The organism is Psychrobacter sp. TAE2020 (assembly GCF_018919485.1).
GTDB lineage: Bacteria > Pseudomonadota > Gammaproteobacteria > Pseudomonadales > Moraxellaceae > Psychrobacter.
Genome location: NZ_JAHLMU010000001.1, coordinates 1,790,492 through 1,804,593 on the forward strand (window position 1 = coordinate 1,790,492; position 14,102 = coordinate 1,804,593).

A 14,102-nucleotide genomic window follows, 5' to 3' on the forward strand; every position below is an offset into this window, starting at 1 on the left:
AGGAAGCCTCTTATGAGCAGACAACAGCAAATGGATAAGATTCAAGCGATGGTCAATGATATTAAATATACCATGCTGACCACTCGTACTAGCGATGATCATTTGCACTCTTGCCCGATGAATACTATTGAGACTAGTATTGGCGCTAAAGAAATTTGGTTTATTGGTCATAGTCCTTCTGACACGGCTGACAATATTAAGTACAATCCAGAAGTTAACCTCGCTTATGCTAGCCAAGATGATAACAACTATCTATCTATTACTGGTAAAGCTGAGCTAGTTACTGATGAAGAAAAGCTAAAAGAGTTATGGTCACCGATATATAACGCTTATTTTGAGCAAGGTATTGATGATCCTAGAGTACAGCTAATAAAAGTAACGCCTCATGGGGCTGAATACTGGGCTAATGGTAATTCATTCGCTAATGTGTTTAAAATTACTGCTGCAGCAGTGACTGATACTGCTATCGATAAGAGCTTAGGTGAAAACTTCTCTATCGAGTTATAAGGCTATGGATTCGAATGAAAAAGCTTTTTAATGGATCATTAGTTTTTGGTTAATTAGTACTATTTAGTTAATCAGTACTTTTTAGTTAGCAAACAGTCAGTAATTAAAAATGCCAGCGATAACCGTATCGCTGGCATTTTTTATCTATTATAAAGTGTAGATTGTAACTGGTTTAGTCAACACAGCCTTTTATTAACGGCTATTTTAATAACTATTTTGGTGCTTTGGCATAGCCATTATCTGCTGGAAAAGCTTGTTGCGTTTTTGGCTTGCTCTCAGATGGATCATAAAGCTCATAGATGACTGAACCGATGATGCCGGTATTATCTATAGAACCACTATCGGTATTGGCGGCATAAGCGTTCTCAGGTTTGCTAAAGATAAAAGAAGCTACTGCATCTTCACTCTTACGGAAACCTTCAATAACCAGTTGTTCATTAGGGTTTAACACATAGCCATCGTCATAGCGACTGGCTTCGCTACCATCAAGAACGTTGATACCATCGACGCTAGCGACGATCTCATAAGTATTGCTGCTATTGTTTTGATAAACCAGACGGTATGCCTGACCTGCTTTACCTTGCAAATAGTAATTACTAGCATCACGATAAATTGATAAATTACCGTCATCAGTGGTTACTGAAAAGTCAATCTTACCAGCAACCAACGACATGCTATTTAAGGCGCGGCCCTTATAAGTCTTATCGGCATAACTTACCTGCATCTCCTCAATAGGTTGGTCACTGACACGACGCAGATCAACCACAGTCACTCGTGAGTCAACTTCATCGCCCCATTGAGTACCCAAACGCTCTGACTCACTGGTATCTTGCGTTGACTTTTCTTGCATAGAATCAGCATTATTCTGCACGGTCTCATCTTGCCCTGCTGCATCTTGCGTAGACTCATTTTGCACGGGCTCAGACGAGGGTTGAGCAGAGTCCTCTTTTATGCTGGTATTCGATGAACACCCGGTTAATAGCGCTACTAAACCGACGGCAAGCAATGATTGTTTTTTGACTAGTTTCATGCTTATTTCCTCTTGTAAGTAATTGGTAGCTAGGAATGTTGCTAGATTAGCTACGCTATTAGGGGGCTTTAATTACTGTATAACGGTTAGCAGCCGAGCACTCATTGATTTGATCATAATCAAATAACAGTAGCGCTTATTTTGGTGGCTTGGCATAGCCATTATCTGCTGGAAAGGCTTGTAAGTTTTGCGCTCTAGGACGAGAAGGATCATAAAGCTGGTAAATAACAGCACCAATAACGCCGGTATTATTTATAGAGCCACTATCAGTATTCGCCACATAAGCATTCTCTGGCTTGCTAAAAATAAACGAGGCTACCGCACTTTTATTTTTTCGAAACCCTTCAATCACTAGCTGTTTATTGGGAGCTAGCACATAACCAGTGGCATAACGACTGGCTGCACTACCGTCAATGACATTTAAGCCATCGACACTAGCCACTACTTCATAAGTATTAGGGCTATTATTTTTATACACTAAACGGTAGGCTTGGCCGGCATGACCTTGAACGTAATAATGACCATTATCTCGATAAAGCGATAAATCACCTCTATCAGTAGCTACTGAAAAGTCGATTTTTCCAGCCACTAGTGACATACTATTTATAGCCCGACCACTGTAGTTTTTATCGGCATAATAAAGCTGCATTTGCTCGATAGGTCTCTCACTAGTACGACGCAAATTAACGCTAGTCACTGGCGAATTAACTTCATCACCCCATTGAGTGCCCAAACGTTCCGATTTTGAAGCCGTCTGCATTGAGCTTTCGCTTATAGGAGCCGTGGAAGAACAACCGGCCAGCAGCGCTAATAATACAACGCCAGTAAAACACTGCCCTTTATATAATTTCATAACGCTTTACTCCTATAAACCAGTCAAAGTCGGCTGTGTGGATACTATCTTATAGCGTGCGCCACTTTACTAGCCTTACTAATGTTCGGTAGATTATTTTTGAGTATATCTTAATCACTATAACAATCAAAGTTTAAAATAACTTAAAAAATAGCCAAAATTATAGTGCTAGCTAAAACCAAAAAAACGCCAATAGCCTTAGGCTACTGACGTTATTACTAGCTAAATGACTACTAGCTAAAAAATCGGTTCATTACTTGGGTCATTACTTAGGTCATTACTGAGATCATTACTTAAAGTATTAATATAAATATCTAGCGAAAACCAACTCAATAATGCTTCAATCCAAGCTTTTATAGTTAGCCGCTTTGCTTAAGATAAGGCCAAGCCGCTTTAAGATAAATAAACATCGACCAGAGGGTTAAGATCACTGCTGCCACCATCAGACCATAACCAACCAATTCCAGTGACTCCCAGTTCAGTAGCAGTACCGTAATAGCGATCATCTGAAAAGTGGTCTTGAGCTTGCCCACATAAGACACCGCTACACTAGTACGATTGCCCAGCTCGGCCATCCATTCACGTAGCGCTGATACTGCAATCTCGCGCGAAATAATTACAATAGCCGCTATTGCCATAATAATATTAGGATGCCACTGTACTAAAATAATCAGCGCCGCCGCTACCATTAGTTTGTCAGCGACAGGGTCCAAAAAGCGTCCAAAAGCCGACATCACATTGAGCTTACGGGCAAAATAACCATCGAGCCAATCAGTAATAGCGGCGATGATAAACACGCCAGTCAGCAACAAGTGACGTAGCAAACTATCGCTAAACTCACTCATCCCTACTCGTCCAATAACGTTATCTGTTATCGCAGGCATATTGATGCCCATTGCCGGCGGCCAATAAGCGATCGCTACGAACAACGGAATCATCAAAATACGCGCAATAGTCAGGTTATTCGGCAGATTAAAAATGCTTTTATCGTTCGGTACTGGCTGTGACTGCGGCGTAGGTATATCTGTACTTTTGGTCATGACAGAACCAGTCTAATAAGAAAATAAATAATAGGAGATGCGATTATGGCTGCTAGCTTAGCATTTTTCATCTATGACGTCATGCCATCTATTTATGTGTAGTTGTATCTATTCACTTTACCCAGATAAAAATTCGTAAAAAAGTAGTTCAAAATCCTTTAATAGCAATATTTATCCGACATTAGGTAGTATTCTTTTGACTAGAGGTCAAATGTTTCAAAATAAGACATTGTATTAAAACCTGTACGAACGTAATAGCATGTAACTGGAACTATAAAATTGGCCATACCTCGGCTATTATAGACGAATAGCCGAGCTACAGTTGTGCACTGGTAGTTGTAAGTGAATATGTATAAACATTGAAATCATCATGATTAACCTCATGTAAATTCCATCAAAGCTGATTACTTTGTATAAAGTATAATTTTACTAAGAAACCAACAATAATAAGTAGTACTCACTGATTCTATAGCTAACTATCCAGCTATTTGGCCAGTTTTCCTCAGCCCACAGTTACTCCTCTGTGGGCCTTTTTTTGTCTGCTAATTTCTTTATTGATATGAATCTTATGTTCATGTGTATTAGATTGACTACCAATTTGACCAGCATATTCAGTTACTACTTAATCAATACTATAATGATCTTGCGCTTGATTTGCCTAGGGTTGCTTTGCTAATGACGGCACGCACTTGACTGAGGTGATGTTTATACGTGCGAATGTGGTGCGTTATGCTGGCATAAGCTCATATATGGTCTTTGTAATAGCAGATAAATAAAGGCAATTACAGACTTAAAGCAGCGGCTACTACTTCAACGACTTGTTCCGCCATCAAGTAGCAACTCTCAATATTACCTTGTCCACACCAATCACCACTGACGATCCAGTGGCGATCGTTATCGACTAAAACTCCTAACCCTTCCTCGCCCTTATTGATCACAGTAGCGGCGTAACGCCAGCGATGGCAATCTACTTGGCTTGGTGCTGTATCGTTATTCCAGTTTAATGCTTGCTTGGCTGCTACTAATAATTGCGCTTGGATAATTTCAAGATCATCATTGACGTGCGCCTCTGACCAGTCGTTATTAGCATGAATAGTGACACTAGGTAATAGCTCGCTATGGCTAGGTTTTTGATGTTCCACAAATATCTTAGCGAGTATTGACTGTTGGGGATAAGCCACATCCCATACTGGCGTAGTAGTCGCTGCAACGCTGTTTTGCAACGTCTGCGGTAGCATACTGACTTTGTCCCAGCCTAACATTAAGGTATAGCAAGCCAGCATCTTGGCTTGGCTAATTTGCGCCTGTTTACAAAAGCCACTATCTGCCAACAGCTCAATAGCTTGCAAATTAGGTGCTGTACAGATCACCCAATCAAAGTAGCCTAAACTGGCACCAAGCTCATCAAACAGCTCCGTTTGCTGGTCTGTAGACTGATGATGCTCTGTGCTTAATGGGGCCACACGGGTTTTAAATTTAAGACTGCTATTAGTTAGATTATCGGCTAGCTCTCGACCCCAACTAGTCATTTTGGGACTGCTAATATAGCGAGCATGCGTAGTGTCCCACTGCTCTTTTTTACTGATAATAGGCTCAGCATTGCCATCAGCTGGTGTTAACTCAACCACTTGTGCGCACCAAGGTTGCAACAACCCTGACTGTAACCAAGGGGCGATAAACTGGGCGAAACTGTCTGACTTGGCAGTGAAGAACTGCGCACCAAACGCCCACTGCCAGTTCTGATTAGTCAGGCGATCAGTACGATAGCGAGTTGCTAGACGACCAACACTACGAGACTTTTCAAAGATGGTGATTTGGGGATGCTGAGTATTAACACTATTACTAGCTTCTGCTTCATTGTGTGCTTGAGTAGAGCGCTGAGCAATAGCACGCTCTAATAAAGTAGCCGTAAAAAGACCGCTTAGGCCACCACCGATGATAGCTATCTTTACTGAGCTATTAGTGCTGGCGACGCTGGTTGATAAATTATTAGAAGACAAGTTGTTAGCATTAGCAGAGTGATCAGTCATAGTGACAGTAGGCCTTTGGTTAGGGCAACGATTGAAAGTACTTAACAGTGTTTGAGAAAATGGGTAAGCCACCGGTGAAGGTTGCAGTAGAAAAATACTACTGACATGAAGCTGTTGATTTAATTAAGCATCATACTTAAGCTATTAGCATCGACTTACCAGCGCTAACAGCTTAGCTATTATTAGCCTTGTGCTCCGCTTTTACCACCTCGATTAACTGATTGATCACTGAGCTGTCCGCTAAAGTAGACAGATCTCCTAAGCCAATATACTGACCTGCAGCTAGATTACGCAAAATACGACGCATGATTTTGCCAGAGCGGGTTTTTGGCAAAGCTTCAACGATATAGATAGCATCTAAGTTAGCGATAGGACCAATTTCGTTACGCACATGGCGATTAAGCTCAAGCTTCAGATTATTATCAGCTTTTTCACCTATATTTAGAATAACAAAAGCGGCAATGCCTACCCCTCTAATATCGTGAGGCATGCCAACTACCGCCGCTTCCACAATCGAGGGATGGGCATCGATCGAGCTCTCAACCTCAGCAGTACCTAGCCTATGGCCAGATACATTCAGTACATCATCAACTCGACCAGTGATCCAGTAATGCTCATCTTCATCACGTTGTACACCATCACCAGTGAAATAATGTCCCGGATAATCACTAAAATAGGTCTCTAAAAAACGCTTATGATCGTTATAAATACCACGCATCTGTCCTGGCCAGCTACTACTAATCACTAAATTACCATGAGCTGGGCCTTCGAGTATAGTATCGTCACTATCTACCACATCAGGTATGATGCCATAGAGTGGATTCATTGCTGCACCTGGCTTGAGCGCTACTGTACCTGGAATAGGGGCCAATAATATACCGCCCGTTTCTGTCTGCCACCAAGTATCAATCACCGGGCAGTTGCCATTACCGACCACATTGTAATACCAGTCCCAAGCTTCTGGATTGATGGGCTCACCGACAGTGGCGAGCAAGCGCAGACTTGAGCGATCAGACTCAGTGACAAACGCATCGCCCTCTTTCATCATTGAGCGGATGGCCGTTGGCGCCGTATATAAAATACTAACTTTGTGTTTATCAATAATATTGCCAACTCGTGCCCATGTTGGGTAATCCGGCACGCCCTCGAACATCAGCGTCGTGGTGCCATTGGCAAGTGGAGCATAAGTGGCATAAGTATGACCAGTAACCCAGCCAACATCAGCGGTACACCAGTAAATGTCATCTTCTTTTATATCAAACACATCACGAAAGCTCGACAGCGCATAAGTGATATAGCCGCCAGTAGTATGCACCACCCCTTTAGGCTTGCCTGTCGATCCTGAAGTGTACAATAAAAACAGCGGATCTTCAGCATTCATCACCTCAGGTTCGCAGTACTCTTGCTCAGCCTCAACTAGAGTGTGATACCAGACATCACGACGGCCGCTCATCGGGATTGAGTTACCAGTACGATAGACCACGATGACCTTTTCGACGCATTCCGTGCCTTCCATATCTAACGCATGATCGACATTGACTTTCAGTGGGCTACGCTTGTTACCACGCAGGCCCTCATCTGCGGTAATCACTAGCTTGGATTGACTATCTATAATACGATTACCAAGACTGTCAGCCGAGAAGCCGCCGAATACGACCGAATGTACAGCACCGATACGAGCACAAGCCAGCATGCCGATCATAGCTTCAGGTATCATCGGCATATATAAAGTAACGCGATCGCCTTTTTGGATACCTAGCTTACGCATAGCATTACCTAAACGGCAGACTTCACTGTGCAGCTCTTTAAAAGAGATAATCTTGTTAAGCGAAGGATGATCACCTTCCCAAATGATAGCAGGCTTATAAGGGTTAGTCTCTAGATGTCGATCGAGACAGTTTACTGAAATATTCAACTCACCATCTTCGAACCATTTAATACGGAAGTCGTCTAAATCGTAGTTCACGTTACTAATAATAGTTGGTTTTTTGATCCAATCGATAGCTTCAGCACGCTCAGCCCAAAAAGCATCGGTAGCTTGAGTTGACGCAATCGAGCGCTGATAATCCTTTGCGTATTGCTCGGCACTAGTATTGGCAGCCGCCATAAATTCGGTACTAATGGGAAATAATTTCTGGGCCATGATCCTACTCCTTTTTAATTATTATTACTGGTATAACGATGCCTGAGAATAGCGTCTTAATAGTAGTTGCTATTTGTTATAATAGCCGAATTAGTCAGTCGCAAAAGACACCAACTCTATTTATAAACTAGTACTAGTGATAGCGATCCATCACTATTGTTAACTCTATAGTGATGGCGTCAGTAGAATAACGACAGGCGATGCGGTATCCACTTCCATAATGCAGGATACTTTAGTTCTAGTTTGACAAATAAGCCCTAGTGATGCAAGACATCAACCGTTAATGAAGAATAATCCCTGCATATCTGTACACTTACCTACTAGCAAGTAATGAAAGGCGCTTCAGTCTTATGCTTACTCTAAGGTTAAGTTTTTTACTATAATCGTTTTTTAATTGGATGTTCAATGACCTCTAACCATACACTCCCACAGCATCACTTCGATGTCATTATTATTGGTGCTGGCGCTTCAGGATTATACTGTGCACTCACCGCTGGTCGTCGCGGTCGCCGTGTACTAGTAGTGGATCATGCTAACAAGGCGGGTAAAAAGATCCTTATGTCAGGAGGTGGGCGCTGTAACTTTACCAACTACTTTGTAGAGTCTGAGCACTTCATTGGTGCCAACGAGCATTTTTGTAAATCAGCCCTTAGTCGTTATCCTAGTTGGGAGTTCATTAGCCTAGTTGAGCAGCATAAGATTGCTTATCATGAGCGTGAACATGGGCAGCTGTTTTGTGACGACTCAGCGCAGGATATCTTGACTATGCTGCTTGATGAATGTGATGCTGCGGGAGTACAAGTGCGCCTGAACACTCAAGTTGAGCAAGTTAAAGCTGTAGATAACAGCCTGCAAACAAACAGTAATAAAGTAAAAAACTCTAATGTGTGCTTCGAGTTATTAACCAATAAAAAGCTCAGTAAAAAAGAACTAGCAGAGCATGCGCTATTAGTACAGACAAGCTACAGCTGTGAGTCGCTAGTAGTGGCTACTGGCGGCTTATCTATTCCTACTATGGGTGCTAGTGGTCTAGGCTATGAGCTGGCGCAGCAATTCGGTCATCAGCTAATGACTACGGATGCTAGTTTAGTGCCATTTACCTTTACTGATAAGACCGGTGAGTTACTACGCGCGCTGGCAGGTATTAGCTTACCAGTAGTAGCTAGTAACACTCGTACTTCGTTCAAGCTACCATTGTTATTTACCCATCGAGGCCTCTCCGGTCCTGCTATCTTACAGCTATCAAATTATTGGCAAGTCGGTGAGCCTATTGCGATTAATCTACTGCCAGACATAGACATTAGCAGCTTGTTGATAGCTCATAAAAAATCGCATCCAAAACAGTTAATCCGTACAGTGGTAGCTGATAACACTGATAATGCTTTACCGAAAAAGCTACTGACCGCCCTACAGAGCAGCCTATGGGAAGATATAAAAGATACTGAGCTGGCTAATATCAAAGACGAGCGTTTAGAGGCAATAGGCGCAGCAATCAATGGTTGGCAGCTCAAGCCGTCAGGTACCGAAGGCTATCGTACTGCTGAGGTCACTCGTGGCGGGGTCAAAACTGATGAGGTCTCCTCCAAGACTATGCAAAGTAACTATCAACAGGGACTATACTTTATCGGAGAAGTGCTTGATGTTACCGGCTGGCTTGGCGGTTACAACTTTCAATGGGCTTGGGCTAGTGGTTTTGTCTGCGGCGAAGTGGCTTAAGCGCTTAAACGAACTTGCTGCGCGGCTTAAACATCGATCTAAAGCAGACTCTTTAGCAGTAGCAAACTGCTAACATCGGTTAGCTCGCATTTAAATAGCCATACCGTCAATAGCTACACCCTAGCTACAACGATTAGAAATAATAAGCATTCACTAGATAAAAAGCAGCTTTGCTATTAATAACAAGGCTGCTTTTTATTGTCAGAGGTTTTAACAGCCCACACTATAAAAGCCCCAACAACATCAAGTTATTGGGGCTTTTTAGCTATTACAGATAAAGCGGTTTATTTAAAGCTTTATCTAAAATATAAAGGCAGATTAAGCTTGATCTAAGAATGGATAGTCAGTGTAGCCTTGAGCACCACCACCATAGAAGCTATCTGGATGCTGCTTATTGAGCGGGGCATCTTGGCGAATACGTTCAGCCAAATCAGGATTAGCAATGTAATCACGACCAAAAGCGACGGCATCAATATAGCCTGCGCTAACATTTCTTACGGCTTTTTCAGCAGTATAACCACCAGCAGCAATAATCGTATTGTCAAAGGCATCACGAATGCGCTGACGGAAACCATCGTTATAGGGTGTGCCACCTGCCCAATCAGGTTCAGATAAATGTAGATACATCAAATCACGCTTATTGATTTGCTCAATTAGCCAGATATTATCATCTTCATCATAGCCCGCTTCGACACTGTTGAAAGTGCCTTGTGGAGAAACACGGACACCGATATGATCGCTATCCCAAGCCTCGACACAAGCATCGATAACCGCTAACGTCAAGCGGCCGCGGTTTTCACGACTACCACCGAACTCGTCATCACGCTGGTTGGTTTGCTCGACCCAAAACTGATGTAACAGATAGCCATGAGCGCCGTGAACCTCAACACCATCAAACCCTGCTTGTTGCGCACACTTAGTCGCATGAGCAAAGTCAGCGATCACTTGCTGAATCTCTTCAGCAGTCGCTGGACGTGGTGGGGTGGTGTCAACGCGAATCGCTTGATTGTCACTATCTCGCAGAGAAGTACGGGCACTAACTTTGACAGCCGAAGCCGAAATAGGGGCTTCGCCATCTGGTTGTACGCTCTTATGCGCAACCAAACCGGTATGCCATAGCTGTATTACGATTTTGCCGCCTTTAGAATGTACATCATCGACGATGACTTTCCAAGCGGTGGTTTGGTCTAAGGTATGTAATCCTGGCGCGCCAGCATAGCCTTTAGCTTGAAAAGATACTTGGGTTGCTTCAGCGATAACTAGCCCTGCTCCTGCCGCACGCTGTGAATAGTATTCACCTGCTAATGCGGTTGGAACATCACCTGGTTCAACAGAACGCAGGCGAGTCAATGGCGCCATAATAATACGGTTTTTAAGGGTTTGGCTGCCCATTTTTACTGGTTCAAATAAGTTATCGTATGCCATGGTAAATCCTATTTATCTTTGGTATTGATTGTTGTCTATCTATGGGTATAAAACTCATCAGTAAATAGAATAGTTAGATGAGTGGGATCCTTTATTAGGCAGGTGAGTCATTATTCAACTGACTCTTACAAACAAAAACGCTACTGGGCAGTACAAAAATATCTCAGCAATATAAAACTAAGCTCATAGCTTTTACAATTACATTGAGCAATGCGTCTCGTTGTTGTATCCTGCTTAAAAAATCAGCTCTGTTTGATAATCGAATCGTTAGCTCAAACCGCAACTCAGACCACTATTAAGTCATAAGCTTAGAGTATTAATCTAAGCAAGGATGTAATCAATGCCAAAGACCCCTTTAGCACTAATGATGGTAGCCAGCCTACTGTTTGCTACTAGTGCTTGCCAACCGCCGCCTGCTAAGCCTGCATCTGATAAATTAGAAGCTGCAAATAACTCGGATAAACCGAAACCGTCAGCGGCTACCCAAACTCCAGATGAGACTAAAACCGAACCGCTTGTAGAAGCCAAAACCCCAAAAGCACTCACTAAGGCATTGGTAGCATTGTCTGAAACCAAACTAACTAATGAGCTTATTTGTACTAAGCTTAACGATACTATGCAAGAGATTGATAATAAAAGTAAATTTGAAGATATTCATACTATTCAGCGCCAATTAGAGGTTTGTTTACCTACTGCTGGTAACTCCGGAATACTGCAATGGCTAGCAGAGTATCAAGCGCTGTACGGACGTTTTTTATCGATTAATCAGCCAGTAAATGAACAAAGTTTTTACACTTTAATGAACCTAGCTGAACGCGGCGAAAAATTTCCTTTAGCCGCCCTAAAAAAAGTCACCCCTCGCATCCGATATCTTCTTGGACTAGTGGAGAGTAATGCTGATGTTAACGTGCTGTATCTTGGCAAAGGCGACTATACCTTTCATCATGACCTAAAGGCCATGGCTGACTTATTCATTCCCTACTTACCTAAGGACCAAAGTGCCTTTATTCAGCGCCTAGCAACAGACAACCAAAGTGTCTTTTGGCATGATGCGACGATTGCCATCCCTTTTGATCAAGTACTTGAACGCGCTATATTTTGGCAAGATTATATTCAGCGTTATCCTAATGGCTATGCTATTGAAGACGCCAAAAGCTTATTTGCTATCTATCGCTATTTGCTATTTTTCGGTTCAGAAAATACTCAGTGGACAGATGATGAATTACGAGAATTCCGTGATCCAGCACAGCAGCAAGCCATTAACCAACTGGGGCAATCTGCAAACAGTCAACTAGCTCAAGACGCCCAAGGCTTGATTGATTTTATGGCTTTATCGGCTAGCCAGCGTCAGAAAAAGTATCCAGCACCCAGTAAAAATGATAACGGTGATAAACTAGATAAACGACAAAAAGCAAAGTATCAGCTAGCAACAGCCTTACAAATAGCGTCACCTTGGCAAAGTGATCATAAAAGTGACTATAAGAACTGCTTTACTGGCATAGTTTGTGTTGATAGCTCGCCTAGCTAGTTTGTATAAATAGTTGATATAAATATTTCTTATCAATATTTCTTATCAGTATTTGTTATGAACAGCAGCCTTTAGTAATGCTAGCACTACTATAAAAGCTTAAAACATCAGTCATATAAACTCTCAAGCTAAGTCACAGAAGTGGCGACTTATGCTGCTATATGATTGATGTCAATACATCACTAATCAAGCTGGCACAGCATCTTTTCTCTATAGGTATATCCGACTCATGTTACCCAAAATATTTCGTGGCACCTTGCTAGCTTTAACTACTGTTGTTTGTGCCAGCTTCCCGCCAACTTATGCTCCGTTAACTAAGCAAAAGGTTACTACCAGCAACAGCACTGTGAATCCTGATAACGACGTTAATAAGAGCTCTATTAATTGGCAGCCTTGTGTCCAGCCCAGTTTTGCCAACTGGTTTCCAAGCTACGCAGAAGTAGACACCTTACAGTGCGCCACCATTAAAGTACCGCTAATGAATACGGGGACACCTACCGTTATCAAGCTCGCTATATCACGCTTACCCGCTAGCGGTAGCGAACAGCAAAAGCTCGGCACCTTGATAAGTATCTCTGGTGGTCCAGGCCAATCCGGACTGGATGTCTCACCTATCAATTCAGCTGCTTACCAAAAACTATCTAGGCACTTCGATATTATTGGTTATGCACCACGCGGCGTGCACCCTAGTACTCCTACGGTCAAATGTAGCACTGTAGATCGGGTGCTTACTCCAGAAGATGCAGAGAGCTTTGCACAAGGCTGTTGGGAGCACACTCCCCATGATCTATTGACGCAGCTAGGGGCAGATTATGCCGTTAATGATATCGAGGCCATACGACAAGCGCTAGGAGTGCCGAAGGTTAGCTTAATTGGTTATTCTTATGGTACTAAAATTGCTGCTCTATATGCAGAGAAGTTTCCTCAATACCTACGAGCTGGTGTCCTCGACGGTGTAGTCAATCTGAATGAGACTGAACTACAAATGGCGGTAAATCAGTCGGTAGCCGTACAAAAAACCTTTGAGCGTTTTCTGACTTCCTGTCGTCAAAAGTCTGATTGTTATTTTGCTGATACTAATACTGTCGCAGCTGCTGAAGCTAAGCTCGCTAAGCTTTATTACTATATCGAAAATCATCAGCTATATGATTTGGATGGTCAGCGTATTTTACCAGTGAGCTTGTCTGGCATAATCTATGACTCTTTGATGTGGCCTGAACAATGGCCGATGCTAGACTCTTTATTCCATCAGCTTGAGAATGAGAATTTCGAACTTTATAAACAGCTTATCGCCGATCAGAAAGACAATACCGATTTTGCGACTTTTGCTGCTATCTTATGTGCTGACGGTGCGCCGACTTTAACGAAAAAAGCCGTTTACATCGATGACATAAAACGTGTTGATGCGCTATTAACATGGGATGATTTTCGCAAATTTACTGATAAAGAAATATTAGACACTTGCTACTACTGGCCTATTGCCGGCAGTGATGTACCGCATGTTCCTAAGCTATCGCCTTCTGCACCGCCACTGTTATTAATAGCTCAAACTGATGACCCTGCGACACCTTACATCAACGCTTTAGCTATGCAAAAGTATTTAAATTCAGTATTATTAACTCGTAACAGTGACGGCCATACTTTAGCCTTATCTGATTTAAGTAGCTGTGTCGACAACCAAGTCGTTGACTATCTGATAGACCCAAACAGTTTAGCTAATGGCAAAAATAACAGTAGGCAAGGTAATATATATTGTGCTAAATAGTTAAGAGATTGGTCGTCATTTACCCTTAGTTATCTAAAAGCTGGTAGCGGGTTATCTATCCAGGG

General features: G+C 42.5%; 10 protein-coding genes. 4 read left to right on the forward strand and 6 right to left on the reverse strand.

Translation table 11 applies throughout. The annotated features are described in order from the left end of the window. Positions 1–12: 12 nt before the first annotated feature. A complete protein-coding gene (locus KPY62_RS07245) occupies positions 13–507 on the forward strand; it encodes a pyridoxamine 5'-phosphate oxidase family protein (protein WP_216581412.1) in 495 nt (164 codons plus the stop codon). 211 nt (positions 508–718) lie between these two features. Here KPY62_RS07245 and KPY62_RS07250 read toward each other — a convergent pair whose 3' ends face one another. The 5 genes from KPY62_RS07250 to acs form a co-directional block, all read right to left on the reverse strand. Then, positions 719–1,537, reverse strand: a complete 819-nt coding sequence (locus KPY62_RS07250) for a hypothetical protein (RefSeq protein ID WP_216581413.1) — start codon at positions 1,535–1,537, stop codon at positions 719–721. Positions 1,538–1,673: 136 nt separating this feature from the next. Continuing rightward, positions 1,674–2,390 carry a hypothetical protein gene (locus KPY62_RS07255; RefSeq protein WP_216581414.1) on the reverse strand — a complete coding sequence of 239 codons (717 nt, stop codon included), beginning with the start codon at positions 2,388–2,390 and terminating at the stop codon, positions 1,674–1,676. Positions 2,391–2,749: 359 nt separating this feature from the next. Further along, positions 2,750–3,430, reverse strand: coding sequence for a CDP-diacylglycerol--glycerol-3-phosphate 3-phosphatidyltransferase (pgsA, locus tag KPY62_RS07260; protein WP_201621682.1), 681 nt, complete (start codon positions 3,428–3,430; stop codon positions 2,750–2,752). Between the two features lie 782 nt (positions 3,431–4,212). After that, the gene (locus tag KPY62_RS07265) at positions 4,213–5,460 is read right to left on the reverse strand and encodes an NAD(P)/FAD-dependent oxidoreductase (RefSeq protein WP_216581415.1); all 1,248 of its coding nucleotides are present in this window, start codon (positions 5,458–5,460) and stop codon (positions 4,213–4,215) included. Positions 5,461–5,632: 172 nt separating this feature from the next. After that, positions 5,633–7,603, reverse strand: coding sequence for an acetate--CoA ligase (acs, locus tag KPY62_RS07270; protein WP_216581416.1), 1,971 nt, complete (start codon positions 7,601–7,603; stop codon positions 5,633–5,635). Between the two features lie 405 nt (positions 7,604–8,008). Here acs and KPY62_RS07275 point away from each other — a divergent pair, with 405 nt between their 5' ends. Next, positions 8,009–9,319: an NAD(P)/FAD-dependent oxidoreductase gene (locus KPY62_RS07275; RefSeq protein WP_216581417.1), complete on the forward strand. Its 1,311-nt coding sequence runs from the start codon at positions 8,009–8,011 to the stop codon at positions 9,317–9,319. Between the two features lie 318 nt (positions 9,320–9,637). On the opposite strand, the gene KPY62_RS07280 is transcribed toward KPY62_RS07275, so the two are convergent. Beyond that, positions 9,638–10,744 (reverse strand): alkene reductase, encoded by a 1,107-nt coding sequence (locus tag KPY62_RS07280; protein ID WP_216581418.1) that lies wholly within the window; start codon positions 10,742–10,744, stop codon positions 9,638–9,640. 340 nt (positions 10,745–11,084) lie between these two features. Between KPY62_RS07280 and KPY62_RS07285 the strand changes: the two genes are divergently transcribed. After that, the gene (locus KPY62_RS07285) at positions 11,085–12,272 is read left to right on the forward strand and encodes a hypothetical protein (RefSeq protein ID WP_216581419.1); all 1,188 of its coding nucleotides are present in this window, start codon (positions 11,085–11,087) and stop codon (positions 12,270–12,272) included. Between the two features lie 229 nt (positions 12,273–12,501). After that, a complete protein-coding gene (locus KPY62_RS07290; protein ID WP_216581420.1) occupies positions 12,502–14,037 on the forward strand; it encodes an alpha/beta hydrolase in 1,536 nt (511 codons plus the stop codon). Positions 14,038–14,102 lie beyond the last annotated feature (65 nt).